A 17,940-nucleotide genomic window follows, 5' to 3' on the forward strand; every position below is an offset into this window, starting at 1 on the left:
TTTAAACCAGTCTTTTTCTCAAATATTTATCCAAAATCATTAGTCCCGCAACAATATCAAACATAAAAAAGGAATACATTAAGCCTGTTTTAATGCCAGATGAAAGCACAAATTTGCTGCCTATTTGATTATAATTAACAGTTAAGTTTTCTGGCAAAGCTATAGCGGCCGACCAATTAATTTCTTTCAATAAAACAATCAAGCAAGCTAAAAGCATAAAGCCAAACAAGGCCGAAATACCATAGATAATTCTTTTATCAATTAAAGATTTTGCGGTTAATGGCTGGCTTTGCAGGGCAATTTTATCCATTACTTTATTGGTAAAAGCCATAGAAGGCTCATCCAATTCTAATTGGGTTAAGCTTTGCTGTAGAGCTATTAACTCCTCATATTTATCTCTGTAAACAGGATCATGTACTATTAATTGGGAAATGGTTTCTTGCTCTTCTAAAGAACAAAAGCCGTCTATATAATCCCAAATTCTATCTTCTATAGGGTTCATAATAATTCTTTTACTTCACCTTTTAATAAACGTTCTAATTTTTCTTTTAACCTATGCCTTGCTCTATGTAATTTCACTTTTACAGTATTGGCTTCCATTCCCATTACAACAGCTATTTCTTCTAAAGATTGTTCGCCGTGATAAAACAAGTTGATAATAGTGGCATCATCTGGTAACAACATTTCAATGGCCTTGTTTACATAAAAAGTCCTTGATTTTTTCTCTGCCGAATAAACATCCGAGCCAGATGAATGACTTTCTAACTGTATCATTGTTTCTTCATCATCTATAGAGCTGGTATCTAACCTTTTCTTACGCAAATAAGTCATAGATGTATGATAAACAATGGTGTACAACCAAGTACTAAACTTTGCCGACCTTTGATAAGAACCTAAAGAACGATACGCTTTTACAAACACATCTTGCGAAATTTCCTCGGCGTTTTCACGGTTGCGAGTAAATCTTAATGCCAATGTAAATATATAACGCTGGTGTCTTTTTACCAAATCGGCATACGCCAACTGGTTTCCACCTAGTACCGCATCTATAATTTCTATATCAGAGCTTTTGTTATGCATTGTTACAGGCTATGACAAGCTAAATTGCTTTTGGGTTACACGCTAATTTAAATTTACCAATAATTTTTAATTTTTGGGCACTTCCTTATAGTTAGGGCTATAATGGGCTACACTTTTATAGTGCTGCGTTTACTTCGTAAAACCCTTACCATCTTTAAATGCAAAGAGTGCTTTGTTTGAAATGTGAGGGATTTATTGCAATATTACTTTTGAATTTTAAAGAGTTTTCAAACGCTTTTTTGTGTAAATTATTAGTCATGCAGGCTAATGAGATTATAGAGGACATCTTAGGAGTAAATTTATAATATTTTTAAAAACGATACGATATGATACGATATAATTCGATAAGTTTTTTGAATGATACGAAAAGGTACGATTTTAAACGATAGTAGAACGATAAATAGTTTTACCGTCTTGCTGAGAACTGGATTTCGAAGTGCTAAACAGCCTTTTCTCTTATTTCAATTAAACGAATAGCTTTTTTTAGCCTTGGTCTGTTGTAGCGTTGAAGAAATATGGGATAAAGATTGAGCAAAATATTTAAAACAAGAAGCCATACTGATTCTCCAAATCCAAATTTAAAGGCGACCATTATATTGAATATGATCACAATAAAAAAGATAATGAGATGCCCAAACTCAGATTGCTTAGTGGAATATTCTAAATGAATTAAGGCTTTTGAATTCTTTTCTACAGGATTTGCCTTTTTATTGAGTTTTTCCCAACCTACTAAAACCAATAACTTTCTAAAAACATTAATGCCTAGTGATTCGTAGATTTTCCCTTTATTTTCCCAACTCTTTTCATCATAATAAGTTGAATCAAATTTAGGTTTAAGCGTTTGAGTGTAAGCAAAAACACACATCATCAGTACAAAATTCAGCATCCATGCAAATAAAAATCCTTGTAAACCAAACTGGTTAACTAACCAATAAATTATAGCAACAGTAACGGAGATAATTAAACTAGTGATTAAGAATTTACGCATTCTGTAAAGGCTTTTTTGGGATAAGATTTAATAATTATCTGATTTTTCTCTGTTGCAAATTTATATAAACTTGGTAATTATTATTTCTAATTGTTTTTCTATTGCAAAAGCGTATTTTAAATTCCAAGTGTAATACTCTGTTTTCATTTAAAGATAGGAGTGTTCCTTTTTTTAGGAACACTCCTATCTAAATTAGCTTTTGACTTAAATAATAACGGCTTTACAATTACTGTGATACTTAATTTTAGTATTTAACTTATTGCCTTGACTTATTAGGCGCCGCTGGTGCTGGAGCTTTTTTAACTGGGTTCTTTTTTAATTCATCTAACACAATTTGTATTGCTTTTTCTAATTGCGGATCCTTTCCGTTGATAACATCAGCCGGCCATTGTTCTACTTCAATATCTGGTGGAGTACCTACGTTCTCAATTCCAAATCCATTTTCATCAAAAAACGCAAGGTTTGGAGCTGTAACCACGCCGCCATCTAGTAACTCTGGATAACCTAATACACCAACTAATCCGCCCCAAGTGGTTTTACCTACAATAGTTCCCAATTTAGCCTGGCGAAAAAGATATGGAAGATAGTCGCCGCCAGACCCAGCGGTTTCGTCTATTAACATCACTTTTGGTCCCTGAATAGAAGCATTAGGTGCTTTTTGATCTTTACCATAGCGGTATCTCCAATAAGATTGTACTGGGCGTTTTAGTAAATCAATATAATAATCTGCTAGTTGGCCTCCGCCATTAAACCTTTCATCAATGATGATTCCAACTTTGTCTACCTGCGGAAAGAAATAACGCTTGAAATATTCATGTCCACCCGAGCCAGTATTAGGCACATAAACATAAGCTACTTGTCCGTTAGTGGCCTCGCTTACTTTTTTCATATTACCTTCTACCCAGTCTCTGTTGCGTAAAGCAACTTCGTTAGAAACAGGCACTACTTTTACAATTCGGGTATTGGTGCCATCTGCTGAGGACCCAACAGTAATGGTTACAATTTTTTCAGCCGTATTTTCAAAATAGCTGTAAAAGTTTTTATCGGCAGTAACATCGGCGCCATTAACTTTTAAAATATAATCGCCTACCTGCACATTTACACCAGGCTCTGTTAAGGGTGAGCGTAAATCTGGTGTCCAGTTCAGTCCGCCATAAATTTTCTTAATCTGGTAGCGGTTATTTTTAATTTCATAATCAGCACCAAGCAATCCACCGGGTACTAAATCTGGGTTTGAACGCCTGTCGCCACTTGCATCAAAGCGATGATGACCTACTGAAAGTTCTCTAAACATCCATTGCATTACACGGTATAAATCATTGGTGCTGGCTACGTCTGGCAATAATGCCCCATACTTTTTCTTCATCGCAGCCCAATCAACGCCATGCATTTTTGCATCATAAAAGAAATCTCTGTTTACCCGCCATGCTTCGTTAAAAATATTATTCCATTCTTGCTTTGGAGATATTTTTACCTGTATAGCACTGGTGTTAATCATCGCCTCGGGAGTTGGCTTTTGGCCAGTGGCAGCAACGCCCCATTTTCCTTTGGTAACAAACAATGTTTTTTCGCCTTTTGCGGCAATGCTGTAACCATCAGCTGGCATAATCACTTCTTCTTTTCGCTTTTTAAAAGAATAAAGATGAAGATTTGTAGGCCCAGTATCATGAGGGGCAGCAGCTAAGTAAAAAAGTTCACCTTCTTTAACAACTGATAAAGAGCGGTAGCGCCCTTTTGCCAAAGGAAAAGGAATAATCCTGTTTTGGATACCATCCCAATCAATTTTTAATTTGGTACGGGCCGAGTCTGCTTTGTATGGTGCTTTGCTTGAAATGTCTGCAGTTACCTGCTCTGTTTCATTCTCTTTCGCAAACGGTGAAATTACTTGCTTTTGAAGGGTTACCAAATAAATTGAATTGGTAACTTCCATATCATTGCTGGATTGATCAAACCAGTTTAAAACCGGACCAGCATCTGTACTGGCAAGCATATAAATATATTTTCCTGAAGGATCAAATGTAGGTTCTGTTACGTTTGATAAAGCATCTGTAAGGGCGTATGACTTGTTTTCGGATACTGAGTAAACAAAGGCCCGCTGAAAATTTGTTTCTGCAATGGTGGTATAAGCAATATGATTGGCATCAGTAGACCAGCTTCCAAAAAGTTCTCTAAACGCACCTGGAATATAATGGGCATCCTCGGCAATTTTTGTTGTTTTACCGGAAGTAATATCTGATACATATAAACTTCGGCCATTATCTACAAAAGCTATTTTTTTACTATCGGGCGACCAATGGATATAGGCATAAAAACCAGAGCCATTTAGTTTAATAGCCTGAGCTTGGGAATTCCCATCTTGGTTTTTGATATGCAATTCATATTCACCAGATGCATCGCTGAAATAAGCAATTAATTTTCCATCAGGAGACCATGAAGGTTCTTTTTCATGTACACCTGGCGTATTGGTTAAATTAAAAACATCCCCTTTACCAGCCGGAATCGTGATGATATCGCCACGATAATCTAACACCACCCTTGCACCTGAAGGCGAAATATCTCCACCACGTATGTATTGATCTCCCTTTACATATCTTTCTCGTTGATCTAACAAATCGGCAGCAATGCCAATTTTGATTTTTGTAGTATTGTTATTGGATGGATTGTAAACCTGTAAGTATCCGGCCTGTGAAAAAATGATATCGTCAGAAGATCCTTCAAGGCTAGAAACAGGGAAGTCATTATTTTTTGTAAGCTGGCTTACAGATTTAGCGGTGACATCATAACTATATAAATTAAACTCTCCATCCCGATCGCTTCGGAAATAAACCTTGTTGCCTTTCCAAACCGGTTTGGAATCATTACTACCGGTTTTAGGTTTAGGTATTTCTGTAACGTTGTGCGATTTAGTATCATAAAGCCATATCCGGCTCATGGTGCCACCACGGTAATTTTTCCACTGCTCAAACCTATCAGGGATATTTGTATATGCAATGCTGTTACCATCAGGACTGTAGGATGCCCAAAATGCATTGGGAATTGGCAATTGCTGCTCCGCTCCAGTGGCTATATCTACTGTATATAATTGAAGGTAGCGATTGGTAAAACTGTTGCGTTGTGAGGCAAACAATATTTTTTTGCCATCGGGAGAAAAATCACGAACTAGGTCGCTGCCAGGATGCCAAGTCAATCTTTTAGGAACGCCTCCAGCGGTAGGAACTACAAAAACATCGGTATTTCCATCATACTGGCCTGTGAAAGCAATCATACTTCCATCAGGAGAAAACACCGGGTTTGATTCTGTTCCTTCACTTACGGTAATTCTTCTGGGGTAGGAACCATCTTTGTTTGCCACCCACAAATCTTCGGCATAAATAAATGCAATGGCATTTTTACTGATAGTGGGTTGCCATAATAACCGGGTATCAACAGTGTTTTGAGCAAACATTACCGAACTTAAAAAGAGGGTAAATATTACCGTTAAAGAAGAGCGAAGTTGTATCATAATTAAAGAATTAGGTTAAAAGATTATTTGCTGATTATTAGTGTTTTAAAAAGAAACACTAATTGATAAATATACACTTTTGTGATGAAGAGCTAATGCAGTATGTATAATTTTTTATATTTAAATTAAGTTTATTGCACCAGCCTAAATTAGCTAAACCCGGTAGTAGCGTATACCGGCCTAAGCGACTAAGGCCTTGTGTAGTATAAGCGTATAACGGGACTGGCGGATTATAGCAGCAATGGAATTGCTTTTCAGAAAAAAATATTTAATAAAGGTGTAACCTGATTAAAAAAGGAGTGGTCATAGTATTCGAATCACTTGAGGTGATAAAAAAAGGTTAAACAATTTAAAATAAAATAAAATGGATAAGAATGTAGTAGTATTTATTGTGCCAATAGTAATGTTTATTTGCACTGCAGCAGTCATTTTTGGGTTAAGATACATGTCTAATAAAGAAAGAATGGCCATGATAGAAAAAGGCATGGAAATAGGGAGTAGCAAGGCGCCGTCTCAGCCGTATAAAAATTTAAAATGGGGCTTATTATTAATTGGAGCTGGTTTAGGTTTGTTTTTGGCTTTTGTATTAGATAATTCGGTTTTTAACAACGCCGACCAATGGGGGAATAAAGAAAATGAACCTATTTACTTTTCTTTAATTGCAATTTTTGGAGGATTGGGTTTGTTTGTTTCTTATTTAATAGAGAAGAAGGAAGCGTTAACTAAATAAGTTTTTAGATCTAAAAATAACGCCAACAAGGTTTAAATCTTGTTGGCGTTTTCTATTTTACGGCTGGCACAACAGCAACTGTTAACCGACTTACGCAGGTTATTTTGCCAGCATCGTTATACAGTTTAATGTCCCAAACATGGGTTTTACCACCAATGTGGATGGGAGTACAAATGCCGGTGACCAAGCCACTTTTTACCATCCTTAAATGGTTGGCGTTTATTTCTAAGCCTACGCCCATGTTTCTATCTGGGTTGAGTACTAAATTACTGGCTATACTTCCCAAAGTTTCGGCTAAAACTACGGAAGCGCCACCGTGTAAAATACCTACTGGTTGGTGTGTACGTTGGTCTACAGGCATGGTGCCTTTGATAAAATCATCCCCAATTTCGGTAATTTCTATTCCTAATAACGCACCAATATGATTTTTTGGTCGGTTGTTGATTTCTTCAACACTGGGTTGGGTAAACCAAATCATTTTTTTAAGTAAAATTCTTTTAGGATGTTGAAATGATGTTCTATATGGCCAACAATAATAAATAATAAGGCTCCTACAGAGACTACATTGCCGTTTGCGGTTCCTTTTTTCTTATAATCTTCTTCGGTTAAAGATTTAAAAAAGAATAAATTGGCCTGACGAAGCATTACCAATTCGTCTACCAAATCACTATAGGTGTATTTGTCAATATCGGTGTTTGCTACTATTAAATCTTGATCGTATCCTGGTAAATCTGTTGTGTCATTTCTGGCAATGCGCATTGCTCGGTAAGTCATCACTCTTTCTGTATCAATTAAATGAGAGATCACTTGTTTAACTGTCCATTTTCCATCGGCGTAAGCATAATCATATTTTGCTGGTGGAATATCGGCTAAAAAATCGTCAATGCTGTTTAACTGACTTTTTAGTTTTCTCATAATGGGTTGCCCCGAAGCTAGTTTTATGTAGTTTTCATAAAACGGTGCGTATTCATTACTAAGTGGTTGGTACATATTTTAAGCTGCTTTTGATGATAATTCTAAACGTGGTTCCTTTTTCAAGTTCAGATTCTTTAACAAATATTTGTCCTCTGTGATAATTTTCTATTATTCTTTTAGTAAGTGATAAGCCTAAACCCCAACCTCTTTTTCTGGTGGTAAAACCGGGTTGGAAAATGGCATCAAACTTTGAACGAGGAATTCCTTTTCCTGTATCTGTAATATCTACAAATATCTGTTCTTTTACCAGATTTTCTACAATATTTACCGAAATTTTTCCACGCCCTTCTATGGCATTCACTGCGTTTTTTAAAATATTTTCTATCACCCAATCAAACAAAGGAATATTTAATAAAGCTTCTTGGTTTTCATCACCGGTCACTACAAACTCAATTTTATCACTTACTCTTACTCTAAAATAATCTACATAATCTTTAATGGTTTCATAAACAGAGTGGCTGGTTAATATAGGTTTAGAACCAATTTTAGAAAATCTATCGGCCACTATTTCTAACCTTTTCACATCATTTTCCATCTGTAAAATTAGAGGGTCATCTTCGGCATTAAATTTATCTTTTAAAAGTTCTACCCAAGCCATTAATGAAGAAATTGGAGTACCCAACTGATGGGCAGTTTCTTTGGCTAAACCTACCCAAACCTGGTTTTGCTCAGACCGCCTGGAGGAGTTAAATGTGGTATAAGCTATAATTAAGAAAATGGCAATTACAGAGAGTTGTATATATGGAAAAAACCTTAATTGGGTGAGTAAATAACTGTCTTTATAATACACATAACTGGTTTTTCCGTTAAGCTCTAAAGTAATAGCCTGATGTTGTGATTTCATACTTTTAAGCTCTCTTACAAAGTATTTTGGATCATATTTTTTATCAGTTTCTATTTTATCATAAGTGCGTGAGGTATCTAATGCTACGTAAGTGATAATAGAATCTTTCTCGTTGGTTACAATAGCGGGTACTACCAAACTATCTCTTACGGCGAATAAGTAATTCATCATTTCGTCATCATCGGTTTCAAACATTTTTTTGAAACTTTGCGACCAAAGTTCGGCCCGGGTTCTTTCAGATTTGGAGATTCTTTCCACTAAAAAATCGGTATACCATAGTGATGAGGCTGCAATGATGATTGCAAAAAAAAGAAGAAGATATTTCCAGCGTCGTTTGTTTTGATATGGATTCATGAATAAGCAAATTACAAAAAAACAGCAGGGAAATTAATCCGCTGCTGTTAATTTTTTTTAACGAAGAAGCTTTTAATTAATTGCCTCCAATAATTACGGGGTTTTTGCCGCTGCCCATAATAATTACTTTAGTATTTGGTGAGGTAGCTATTTCTTTTTGAGCTTTAATGCTTTCGTATTGTAATTGTTTATCAGATAAACCGGTAGAAAGTATTTTTTGATAATCAGCAATACCTTGTGCTTCTACTCTTTTACGTTCTGCCTCTTGTTTTTCTTTTTGAAGTACAAAAGTCATTTTTTGAGCATCTTGTTCGGCATTTATTTTAGATTCTATACTTGCTTTTACAGATGCTGGTAAGGTAATGTTTCTAATTAAAAGTTGTTCTAACCTTAAGCCTCTATCGGCAAAACTTTTCTCAATGGTTTTGTATATTTTATTTTGGAATTCATCTCTTTTTGAAGAGTAAAGTGCTACAGCATCATAAGAAACAGCGTTATCTCTTATGGCGGTTCTTGAAACCGGGCGTACTATTTTATCTAAATAATCTGTACCAATTTGTTGTAAAATTTTAGGAGCTTCAGAACTTTTAACATTAAAAAGAACAGAAAGATCTATTACTACTTCTAAACCATCGGCAGTTAAAATTCTAATGGCGTCATCTCCTTTTTGGGTACCTTCTTCATGTGAAGCAGACATGGTGTAGTTTTGTGTTCTTACGTCAAAAGTGGTGATTTTTACTAGCGGATTCACAAAGTTTAAACCACTATATAATACTTGATCATCTACTTTTCCAAATAAAGATTTTACGCCAACCTGACCTGGTTCTACGGTTTTAAAACAAGAAGTAAATACCCCAATAAGTATTAAAACTGGCCCAACAACGTATAATAATTTGCTGGTTTTTTCAGTTGCAGGGTTGCCTTGTTTAGACAAAACCGAACCAATAATGAATGCAAAAACTCCTAAAACGATTAAAATCATGTGTGTTTTTTATAAAAAATGTGAATTATTTCTTTTTCTTGGCTCGTTCTCTCATTTTTTCTGAGGCCTTAATCTGCATTTCACCTCTTACCACTTTAATGTGCTTAAACTTGTAAAAAACGGTTAATCCAAATGCGGCTGCGCACAAGATAGGAATAAAATAATTGCCCATTTTAAAACCATATATTCCTATAATTAAAGAAGCAATAATGAGTACGTTAAGTATTACACTAAAAATTATATGCTTACCCATGTTGTTAATAAACTTTCATTCCTGGTTCTACTTCGGCTGCCCAAGCTAAAATACCTCCCTTTAAATTGTATAGGTTGGTATAACCCAAATTTTGTTCTAATTGCATTAAAGCGGCTGCACTTCTTGCTCCACTGCGGCATTGCATAATAACCGGCTTATCTTTAGAAATTTTATCAGCCTCAATTAAAATGCCTGACAAAGGAATGTTTTCTCCTTCAATGTTAGACATTTCATACTCAAATTGCTCACGAACATCAATTAATTGGAAATCTTTACCTTCTTCTTTCCATTGTTTAAGTTCTAAAACCGTAATTTCTCTCATGTTTTTTATAATTTAATCTATCAAATTTAGGAAAATTTTTGAGCACAATACTTTAACTTCATCTGTCTTAGGTAAACATTTTAAAAATCAAATTTTTCTTAAAAAAGCCTGTTCAAAATTACATTTTGTAAATACTAAATGCTAAGAATTTATAAAACAGATTTTATTTTTTGGCTGAAAACGCGATTATTTTTTCTAAATATGAAATAAAAAGAAATAACGTTCTTTGTGGAACAATTTTTGAAAATATTTGCTGATGAAAAAAGTTACCGATTTCTTTTGGTTTTGCTCTGGTGCGCATGTAGACACGCTTAAAAAGTATCCAACAGAGCATAATAAATACGTAGGAATTGGAGCAACCATTTTTTTTACGGCTTTATTTGCAAGTTTATCTGGTGGTTATGCTATGTATTTTGTGTTCTCGGGTAGTAATGCAGCCGTTTTCTTTGCTATTTTTTTTGGTTTAATTTGGGGTTTAGCCATTTTTAATATGGATAGATACATTGTAGCCAGTATCAAAAAAACCGGAGGCACAAATCATCAAATTGTACAAGCTTTACCCCGTATTTTGCTGGCTATTATGATTGGTATTGTGATTTCTCGTCCGCTGGAGCTTAAAATTTTTGATAAAGAGATTAGACAAAAGTTAAAAACAAGTTACCTTAATGGTCAGCGGTCTAAAATAGATACGCTTAACAAAGCTTTTACAGAAAAATACAGTTTAGAACTTACCAAACTACAAGGATTAAAAACCGAAAAAGATTCTTTAGAGAAAGACATCAATAGATCAAGATATTTATTAAATCAGGAAGTTTTTGGCGATAAAACCAACCAAACCAGTGGAATTACAGGTTATGGAACTTACGCCAAGCAAAAGGAAGTGGTGGTTACTCAAAAAGAACAGCGTTTAATTCAGGTGAGGAACGAGTTGGATTTGGTTGATAAAATTATCAATACCCGAAAAGAAATTGAAGGCTTAAATAGTACCAAGCTTTTTAATGAAACGCAATTAGACAGTCTTTCTAGTGTGGCCGGTTTTGCCGATAGAAATTATGCTTTGGGACAGCTTTCTTTTAACCCTGATGGAAGCAGAGATTTAGACACTTATTTAGCCATTTCCTTTATTTCCTTTCTGTTTATTTTGTTAGAATGTTTACCGGTTTTTGTGAAACTAATGTCGGATAAAGGGCCTTATGATGTGGCTTTGCAAAACATTGAAAGTGTAGCTACGCATCAAAGTTTTAAAGATAAAGATCTTGAAATAGTGGTGACTGATAACGTTTTTGATACCCGCAATGAAGCCGAAACAGATAAACATAAAACATTGGTTCGCCGAAAGGTAAAGCGAGACTTAGAAGAAGAATAAGTTTTTTTCTTAGCGATTAGATATAGGATAAGCTGACGTTTTGTACGCCTTCGCTCATTTTGCGTTTTTTAACGTTGGATGAACGAAGGTTATAATTTTATATACAATCTGCATCTCACCAAACATACATCCTGTAAAGATTATTGATAATTAAAATCTGATTCAATTATTGAATGATGTTGACTTGTGCTTTTATTTTTTAGATTAGAGGGAAATAGGTAAACACACACTAACCATGATAAACAAAAAACAGTTATCTCCAGAAGAAAATAAAGACCTTCTTAGCAAATTGAAAGACCGTTTTGAGAAAAATAGCAATCGCCATACAAATATGGAATGGGTTAAAGTGCAAGCAAAGCTAGAAGTTGATGCTGAAAAACTATGGTCGCTTAATGAAATGGAAATAACTGGTGGTGAGCCGGATGTGGTAGCTTATGATGAAAATTCTGGTGAATATATTTTTTATGATTGTGCTACAGAAAGCCCAAAAGGGCGTAGAAGTATTTGTTACGACAGAGAAGCTTTAGAGGCAAGAAAAGAGTATAAACCCGCAAATAGCGTTATTAATATGGCCGCTGAGATGGGTGTTGAATTGTTAACAGAAGAAGAATATAGGGCGTTGCAAAAACTCGGAAATTTTGACACAAAAACCTCAAGCTGGTTAAAAACACCTTCTGAAATTAGAAAACTAGGCGGTGCTATCTTTGGAGATTACCGCTATGGAACGGTTTTTATTTATCATAATGGTGCCGAATCTTACTATGCCGGCAGAGGATTTCGCGGCTCGTTAAAAGTTTAAATATTGGAAATACAGCTCATTTAATTGGCGGCATTTTTGGAAAAATTTAAATCACCCAAACAAATTGCTTTCTAATTTAATTATAAAGTATAAATTAAATATTTCAAAATGACCATTTTATTAGTTGAAGATGAGCCCAATGTAGTGTCGGTTATTAAACGTGGCCTAACAGAACAAGGTTATGCGATTACCGTTGCTTCCGATGGTTTAACGGGTTTGCAAATGGCATTAGATTATACTTTTGATCTCCTAATTTTAGATGTGATGCTACCTTCTTTAGACGGAGTGCAAATTTGTAAAAGAGTAAGAGCACAAAATGCCACAGTGCCAATTTTGATGTTAACAGCATTAGATTCTACCATAAATATTGTGAATGCTTTAGATAACGGTGCTGATGACTATTTGATAAAACCATTTGAAATGTTAGAACTTGCCGCTAGAATTAGAACTTTATTAAGAAGAACTTCTGGAGGATTAGTTGAAGCCACTCATGTTTTTAGAATAGGAGATATGGAAGTAGATACTGATGCTAAAACAGTAAAAAGAAATCAAATTCCTTTAAATTTAACTTCTACAGAATACAGATTATTGATTTATTTTGTGAAGAATCAAAAAAAAGTGCTTTCTAGAATTCAGATATTAGAAAGTGTTTGGGATATAGATTTTAATTTAGGAACCAATGTGGTTGATGTTTACGTTAATTATTTACGTAAAAAAATAGAATCAAAAAATCATCAAAAACTAATTCATACCGTATTTGGAATGGGTTATATGATGAAATTAAACCAAGAGCAATAAGCAAATACCAAGAATAATTTATTCACATAAAATTATATATTAATGAAAATTCAAAGTAAAATCACTTTGTTGTTTTTGGGATTATCTGTAAGTATTTTACTGCTCTTTAACGCTTTTATCCTCTATTTTCAATATCAATTTAATTTCGAAGATTTTTTTAAAAGATTAGATACTCGGGTAAACCTAACCGCTCAAATTAGTTTATTCCCTAGCGAAAAAAGTGATGTTTATCAGGATGTAAGAAATAAATATTTAGAAAAACTAGATTCGGAGCAAGAATATGTAATTAAAGCAGATAGATATGGGAAATATGAAAATAAATTGTTTCCCAAATCATTTTTTCAAAAAATTATAACCTTTGGGAGTTCGCAATTTAGAAATGAAGATACATTTTACTCTGGTAAAGTAGTATTAAAAGGTAAAGATAGATTCATTGTTATCGTATTGGCAAAAAACCCCTATGGTTTAAGGGAGTTACAATCTTTACGAAACACATTATTTGTGGGTTTTTTAATTTCTATTGCTATTATATTTTTTGTAGGAAAAGTATTCTCGGCCTATACTTTTGAACCCGTAAGAAAACTCACTAAAAGAGTAAAAACCATTACTTCTAGCAACTTACACTTTAGGTTAGAAGAGCCAAAAGGTAAAGATGAAATTGCCGAATTAACCAATACGTTTAACGAAATGTTAAACCGATTAGAAACTGCCTTTGAAACCCAAAACAATTTTGTAAGCAACGCCTCACATGAGTTAAGAACGCCATTAACTATCATCAATAGTGAAGCAGATTTAGCCTTAAGCAACACAAAAATTAATGCCGAGCAAATACAGGTTTTTAAAACAATAAAAGAAGAGGCCAATAAGCTTACGCAGATATTAAAAGGACTTTTATTATTGGCTCAATCTGGCTACGATGGAAAAAATCAAAGTCAGCAAAAAATAAGAATTGATGAAACCATTTTATCTTGCATAGAATCAGTAAAAAAGATTAATTCAGACGGGAAAATCAATGTTGATTTTGATAATTTACCAGATAATGAAAACTTATTAATAGTGAATGGCTATTATAATGTGCTTTGTTTGGCTTTAACCAATATTATTGGCAATGCTTGTAAATATTCTAAAAACAAACTGGTAACTATTAAATTAACTGTCGAAAAAAATAACATTGTGGTTTCTGTAACCGATTTAGGTATTGGCATTCCACAGTCGGAATTGCAACATATTTTTGTGCCGTTTTTTAGAGCATCTAATACACATGAGTATGAAGGGCATGGCGTGGGTTTGCCGCTTACTTTAAATATCATCCGTTTGCATAAAGGAACTATAGGTATCAGATCTAAAGAAAATGAAGGAACAGAGATCCAGGTTTTCCTTCCAATAGCCTCCGTATAAAATTCTAATGAAATTCTAATAAGTCTCTTAATAGTTATTAATAATTGGCCTGTACTCTTGTTGAGTATCAAATAAGGTTCAACTAAAAAATAAATATTATGAAAACAGTATTAATTCCAACAGATTTTGAGTTAGCATCTTTAAAGTATTTACCAGAAGTTACTAACCGTTACTATCCCCAAAAACTAAACATTGTTTTGGTTCACATGATTAAGATGACCGATTCTATTACCGAGTTGTTAATGTTATCTAGAAGAAGAACAGAGTACAAAAAAATCACACCAGAATTTTTAAAAGAATTTAATGATTTTAAAACAAATCATTCAGATGTGGTGGAGAATATCAGAATTGAATTTTTTTACGGCAGCACCGTAATTGCATTTAAAAACTTTTTAGAAGCCAATGCCATAGAAGAGGTAATTAATGTGACCAACTACGAGTTTAAATTACCCACCAAACAAAGTATTAATCCAACTACATTAATCAATAAATGTGGCCAAAAAACCATCAATATTGATTTTAGCGCACTAAAAAAACCAGCAGTTACTGCTGCTAAAGTTAAAGCGCCAGTACAAACGGCAGAAGAAGTGCCGCAAGAAGAAATAGAAAACGTTTAAAAATTTAAAATTATGTTACTTAAAGATAATATTCCGGTTTCTTATGTACTGGGGAAAATAAAGAAAGAGATGTTAGTGCTCACTGTTTATTCAGCAGCAGTTTATTTAGCACACATATTTTATGGCTTCCAAGGAATTAATGTTCCGTTAGCGGTTTTAGGAATTTTAGGAACAGTTATCTCTTTACTGTTGGCTTTTAGATCTAACCAAGCTTATGACCGTTGGTGGGAGGCTAGAATTTTGTGGGGCAGAATTGTGAACGATTCGCGTTCTTATGCTCGTCAGGTATTGTCATTTATTGATAATTCTTACGATGATTCTGATAAAACAGCCATGAAAAGGCGCATCATTAAAAGGCAAATTGCTTGGTGCCATAGTTTAAGTCACTATCTGCGTAAGCAAAATTCACATGAGTGTGTTAATAATTATGTTTCTGTTGAGGAAATGAGAAGTTTAGCAAAAGCAGATCATGTGCCTTTAGCTTTAACTGAAAACCATGCTAATGATTTAAGATTATTATTAAGAATGGGTTGGATAAATGAGTTTCAACAGGTTAAAATGGATGAAACTTTAACGCGTTTAACAGACTCTATGGGAGGCTGCGAACGAATAAAGAACACCGTATTTCCAACCACTTATAGCGTGTATATTAGATTTGTGGTGTTATTATTTGCTATTCTTTTACCTTTTGGTTTGATAGAATACTTCGGAATATTTCAAATTCCTTTGGTGGTAGCCATTTCATCTTCATTCTTTTTGATTGAAAAAATGGCTATTCATTTACAAGATCCGTTTGAAAGAAAACCAACAGATACACCAATGACTTCTATTAGCAAAAGAATTGAAAAAGATTTAAAGCAAATGATGAATGATGATTATCCTAATGAAAGCGCTTTAAATAATGCGATTTTAAATGAATCAGGAGTGTTTTACGTTTTATAGAATTTTTATGATGAGTTTACTAAGCCATTTAAGATGCAAATCTTAAATGGCTTCATTTTTTTAAACAATTTTAAAAGCTTTTGAGAAGCTACATTTAATTTACATTCCTTATTTCCGCAATATTTATCTTAATTTCAATCTTTCAAAAAATTGAAATTTCACATGAATAAAATTATTGTACTCCTTATTTTATTAAGTTTTTCGTCTATACTTAAAGCTCAAAACGCTATTCAATACACCGTTTCTTTAGAAAACGCGGTACATCACGAGGCATCAATTAGTATGGTTATTCCTCAAGTTCCGGCAGGTCCTTTAAAGGTAAGAATGAGCCGGTCATCACCCGGTAGATATGCCACTCATGAGTTTGGTAAAAATATTTACGATGTGCATGCTTATGATATTGATGGAGCCGAGATTAAAATTAACCAAATAGAAGGCGATGTTTACGAAATTCCAAATCACCAAGGTAAAGTAAAAATTACCTATACCCTTTTTGCAAATTGGGTTGATGGAACTTATGCCGGTATAGATCATCGTCATGCTCATTTAAATATGCCAGCAAGTTTTATGTGGGTTCCAACCATGCAAAACATCCCTATGGAAGTAAAATTTAATCTTCCTTTAAATTGGAAAGTAGCCACTCAGCTGATCCCAAAAAATGGAGTTTATTATGCGCCAAACCTTCAGTATTTTATGGATAGCCCAACCGAGCTTTCTAATTATCAGCTTAAAAGCTGGGAAGTAAAAAACCCTGATGGCTTAAAGCAAAAAATAAACATAGTTTACCATGGCGCCACTTCAGATTCTGTTTTTAATGATTTTGAAAACAAAGTAAAAAAAGTAGTGATAGAAGCGCAAGCCGTTTTTGGCGAATTACCAAAATATGAAAATGGCGAATATCGTTTTTTGATAGATGTTTTACCAACCCATGCCGGTGATGGTATGGAACATAGAAATTCTACCATTATTACTAGCCGTGGCGAGAGTTTAGACCAAAAAGCAGAAGACGTTTTAGGTACTGTTTCTCATGAATATTTTCATGCTTGGAATGTAGAGCGAATTAGACCAAAAACTTTAGAACCTTTTAATTTTGAAAAGGCTAATATGAGTGATGGTTTATGGTTTGCCGAAGGTTTTACCCAATATTATGGAGAGCTTTTACTGGCCAGAGCAGGAATTAATAGTCCAGAGGATTTCGCTTCTTTACAAGGTAATTTTTTAAACGCCGTTTTAAATGCCCCAGGCGCAAATAAATATTCTCCAATTTTTATGAGCCAGCGAGCGGTTTTTGTTGATGCAGGTGTGGCCATAGATCAAAATAACCACGCTAATATTTTTAGTTCTTATTACCTGTATGGTGATATTACCGCCTTAGCTTTAGACCTCACTTTGCGTAGCCAATTTAAACTCACTTTAGATGATTATATGAAAGCGGTTTGGAAAGCGCATGGCAAAACAGAAATTGCTTATAACATCTCTGATTTAGAAAAAATTTTAGGAGAAATTACCCGAAGTGAAGATTTTGCCAAAACCTTTTTTAGCCAATATATTTATGGATCGCAAAAAGCAGATTATGAAAAATTATTGGCTCCAGCCGGATTTGTTTTTAGAAGGTCTCAACCCAATGCAGCTTGGATAGGTAATTCCAGAATCGTAATGAAGGAAGGAAAAGCTATTGTTTCTTCGGCAGCCATAAAAGGAACTCCGTTATATTTAGCCGGCTTAGATGCTGGTGATGCCATCATAAAAATGGATGAAAATAATATAGTAAATGAACAATCAATCCTAGGTTTTTTAAAAACTAAAAGCCCTGGAGAAATGCTAAACATCACTTATGAAAGAGATGGAAAAACAATGTCGACAACACTAAAATTAGCCAATAATCCAGCGGTAGAAGTCGTTACTTTTGAAAAAGCAGGTTTAACAATTACACCAGAAATTGAAGCTTTTAGAAAAAGTTGGTTAAATTCAAAAGCTTCAAACTAAAACG

The 17,940-nt window shown here is 34.2% G+C and carries 18 protein-coding genes; 8 read left to right on the plus strand and 10 right to left on the minus strand.

Annotation, left to right across the window (positions count from 1 at the left end; genetic code table 11):
* Position 1 precedes the first annotated feature (1 nt).
* The 4 genes from FA046_RS03520 to FA046_RS03535 all read right to left on the minus strand — a co-directional run bounded on the left by FA046_RS03520 (position 2) and on the right by FA046_RS03535 (position 5,570).
* Complete coding sequence (locus FA046_RS03520; protein ID WP_136824964.1) at positions 2-502, minus strand: anti-sigma factor; 501 nt, start codon at positions 500-502, stop codon at positions 2-4.
* Positions 499-1,080 (minus strand): RNA polymerase sigma factor, encoded by a 582-nt coding sequence (locus FA046_RS03525; protein ID WP_136824965.1) that lies wholly within the window; start codon positions 1,078-1,080, stop codon positions 499-501. Before FA046_RS03525 ends, FA046_RS03520 begins: the two co-directional genes overlap by 4 nt.
* A 439-nt stretch (positions 1,081-1,519) precedes the next feature.
* On the minus strand, positions 1,520-2,068 hold the full coding sequence (locus FA046_RS03530) for a glycosyl-4,4'-diaponeurosporenoate acyltransferase CrtO family protein (RefSeq protein ID WP_136824966.1): 549 nt from the start codon (positions 2,066-2,068) through the stop codon (positions 1,520-1,522).
* Positions 2,069-2,324: 256 nt separating this feature from the next.
* On the minus strand, positions 2,325-5,570 hold the full coding sequence (locus tag FA046_RS03535; RefSeq protein WP_136824967.1) for a S41 family peptidase: 3,246 nt from the start codon (positions 5,568-5,570) through the stop codon (positions 2,325-2,327).
* Positions 5,571-5,934: 364 nt separating this feature from the next.
* Here FA046_RS03535 and FA046_RS03540 point away from each other — a divergent pair, with 364 nt between their 5' ends.
* Complete coding sequence (locus tag FA046_RS03540) at positions 5,935-6,300, plus strand: DUF6249 domain-containing protein (protein WP_136824968.1); 366 nt, start codon at positions 5,935-5,937, stop codon at positions 6,298-6,300.
* A 52-nt stretch (positions 6,301-6,352) separates the two neighbouring features.
* Here FA046_RS03540 and FA046_RS03545 read toward each other — a convergent pair whose 3' ends face one another.
* The 6 genes from FA046_RS03545 to FA046_RS03570 all read right to left on the minus strand — a co-directional run bounded on the left by FA046_RS03545 (position 6,353) and on the right by FA046_RS03570 (position 10,030).
* Positions 6,353-6,778 (minus strand): hotdog fold thioesterase, encoded by a 426-nt coding sequence (locus FA046_RS03545; protein WP_136824969.1) that lies wholly within the window; start codon positions 6,776-6,778, stop codon positions 6,353-6,355.
* Positions 6,775-7,290, minus strand: a complete 516-nt coding sequence (locus FA046_RS03550) for a DinB family protein (protein WP_136824970.1) — start codon at positions 7,288-7,290, stop codon at positions 6,775-6,777. Before FA046_RS03550 ends, FA046_RS03545 begins: the two co-directional genes overlap by 4 nt.
* Positions 7,274-8,473, minus strand: coding sequence for a sensor histidine kinase (locus FA046_RS03555; RefSeq protein ID WP_136824971.1), 1,200 nt, complete (start codon positions 8,471-8,473; stop codon positions 7,274-7,276). Before FA046_RS03555 ends, FA046_RS03550 begins: the two co-directional genes overlap by 17 nt.
* Before the next feature lie 76 nt (positions 8,474-8,549).
* Positions 8,550-9,455, minus strand: a complete 906-nt coding sequence (locus FA046_RS03560) for a prohibitin family protein (protein ID WP_136824972.1) — start codon at positions 9,453-9,455, stop codon at positions 8,550-8,552.
* A gap of 25 nt (positions 9,456-9,480) precedes the next feature.
* The gene (locus tag FA046_RS03565) at positions 9,481-9,708 is read right to left on the minus strand and encodes a DUF6358 family protein (RefSeq protein WP_136824973.1); all 228 of its coding nucleotides are present in this window, start codon (positions 9,706-9,708) and stop codon (positions 9,481-9,483) included.
* 4 nt (positions 9,709-9,712) lie between these two features.
* On the minus strand, positions 9,713-10,030 hold the full coding sequence (locus FA046_RS03570) for a rhodanese-like domain-containing protein (RefSeq protein WP_136824974.1): 318 nt from the start codon (positions 10,028-10,030) through the stop codon (positions 9,713-9,715).
* Between the two features lie 256 nt (positions 10,031-10,286).
* On the opposite strand from FA046_RS03570, the gene FA046_RS03575 reads away from it, so the two are divergent.
* The 7 genes from FA046_RS03575 (at position 10,287) to FA046_RS03605 (ending at position 17,936) form a co-directional block, all read left to right on the plus strand.
* Positions 10,287-11,396, plus strand: a complete 1,110-nt coding sequence (locus FA046_RS03575) for a DUF4407 domain-containing protein (protein ID WP_136824975.1) — start codon at positions 10,287-10,289, stop codon at positions 11,394-11,396.
* 235 nt (positions 11,397-11,631) lie between these two features.
* Positions 11,632-12,195 carry a DUF4256 domain-containing protein gene (locus FA046_RS03580; RefSeq protein WP_136824976.1) on the plus strand — a complete coding sequence of 188 codons (564 nt, stop codon included), beginning with the start codon at positions 11,632-11,634 and terminating at the stop codon, positions 12,193-12,195.
* A gap of 108 nt (positions 12,196-12,303) precedes the next feature.
* The gene (locus FA046_RS03585; RefSeq protein ID WP_136824977.1) at positions 12,304-12,993 is read left to right on the plus strand and encodes a response regulator transcription factor; all 690 of its coding nucleotides are present in this window, start codon (positions 12,304-12,306) and stop codon (positions 12,991-12,993) included.
* A gap of 42 nt (positions 12,994-13,035) precedes the next feature.
* A complete protein-coding gene (locus FA046_RS03590; protein ID WP_136824978.1) occupies positions 13,036-14,391 on the plus strand; it encodes a sensor histidine kinase in 1,356 nt (451 codons plus the stop codon).
* A gap of 98 nt (positions 14,392-14,489) precedes the next feature.
* Positions 14,490-15,008 (plus strand): hypothetical protein, encoded by a 519-nt coding sequence (locus FA046_RS03595; RefSeq protein ID WP_136824979.1) that lies wholly within the window; start codon positions 14,490-14,492, stop codon positions 15,006-15,008.
* A 12-nt stretch (positions 15,009-15,020) separates the two neighbouring features.
* Positions 15,021-15,950, plus strand: coding sequence for a bestrophin family protein (locus FA046_RS03600; protein WP_136824980.1), 930 nt, complete (start codon positions 15,021-15,023; stop codon positions 15,948-15,950).
* A 162-nt stretch (positions 15,951-16,112) separates the two neighbouring features.
* Entirely contained in the window at positions 16,113-17,936 is a 1,824-nt protein-coding gene (locus FA046_RS03605) for a M61 family metallopeptidase (RefSeq protein ID WP_136824981.1), read from the plus strand.
* Positions 17,937-17,940 lie beyond the last annotated feature (4 nt).

The sequence above is a fragment of the Pedobacter cryophilus genome (assembly GCF_005116455.1).
Classification (GTDB): domain Bacteria; phylum Bacteroidota; class Bacteroidia; order Sphingobacteriales; family Sphingobacteriaceae; genus Pseudopedobacter; species Pseudopedobacter cryophilum.

What these genes read in the sequence shown, in the direction of transcription:
- FA046_RS03520 (WP_136824964.1), bottom strand. Translation starts at nt 502, where the DNA reads ATGAACCCTATAGAAGATAGAATTTGGGATTATATAGACGGCTTTTGT.
- FA046_RS03525 (WP_136824965.1), bottom strand. Translation starts at nt 1,080, where the DNA reads ATGCATAACAAAAGCTCTGATATAGAAATTATAGATGCGGTACTAGGT.
- FA046_RS03530 (WP_136824966.1), bottom strand. Translation starts at nt 2,068, where the DNA reads ATGCGTAAATTCTTAATCACTAGTTTAATTATCTCCGTTACTGTTGCT.
- FA046_RS03535 (WP_136824967.1), bottom strand. Translation starts at nt 5,570, where the DNA reads ATGATACAACTTCGCTCTTCTTTAACGGTAATATTTACCCTCTTTTTA.
- FA046_RS03540 (WP_136824968.1), top strand. Translation starts at nt 5,935, where the DNA reads ATGGATAAGAATGTAGTAGTATTTATTGTGCCAATAGTAATGTTTATT.
- FA046_RS03545 (WP_136824969.1), bottom strand. Translation starts at nt 6,778, where the DNA reads ATGATTTGGTTTACCCAACCCAGTGTTGAAGAAATCAACAACCGACCA.
- FA046_RS03550 (WP_136824970.1), bottom strand. Translation starts at nt 7,290, where the DNA reads ATGTACCAACCACTTAGTAATGAATACGCACCGTTTTATGAAAACTAC.
- FA046_RS03555 (WP_136824971.1), bottom strand. Translation starts at nt 8,473, where the DNA reads ATGAATCCATATCAAAACAAACGACGCTGGAAATATCTTCTTCTTTTT.
- FA046_RS03560 (WP_136824972.1), bottom strand. Translation starts at nt 9,455, where the DNA reads ATGATTTTAATCGTTTTAGGAGTTTTTGCATTCATTATTGGTTCGGTT.
- FA046_RS03565 (WP_136824973.1), bottom strand. Translation starts at nt 9,708, where the DNA reads ATGGGTAAGCATATAATTTTTAGTGTAATACTTAACGTACTCATTATT.
- FA046_RS03570 (WP_136824974.1), bottom strand. Translation starts at nt 10,030, where the DNA reads ATGAGAGAAATTACGGTTTTAGAACTTAAACAATGGAAAGAAGAAGGT.
- FA046_RS03575 (WP_136824975.1), top strand. Translation starts at nt 10,287, where the DNA reads ATGAAAAAAGTTACCGATTTCTTTTGGTTTTGCTCTGGTGCGCATGTA.
- FA046_RS03580 (WP_136824976.1), top strand. Translation starts at nt 11,632, where the DNA reads ATGATAAACAAAAAACAGTTATCTCCAGAAGAAAATAAAGACCTTCTT.
- FA046_RS03585 (WP_136824977.1), top strand. Translation starts at nt 12,304, where the DNA reads ATGACCATTTTATTAGTTGAAGATGAGCCCAATGTAGTGTCGGTTATT.
- FA046_RS03590 (WP_136824978.1), top strand. Translation starts at nt 13,036, where the DNA reads ATGAAAATTCAAAGTAAAATCACTTTGTTGTTTTTGGGATTATCTGTA.
- FA046_RS03595 (WP_136824979.1), top strand. Translation starts at nt 14,490, where the DNA reads ATGAAAACAGTATTAATTCCAACAGATTTTGAGTTAGCATCTTTAAAG.
- FA046_RS03600 (WP_136824980.1), top strand. Translation starts at nt 15,021, where the DNA reads ATGTTACTTAAAGATAATATTCCGGTTTCTTATGTACTGGGGAAAATA.
- FA046_RS03605 (WP_136824981.1), top strand. Translation starts at nt 16,113, where the DNA reads ATGAATAAAATTATTGTACTCCTTATTTTATTAAGTTTTTCGTCTATA.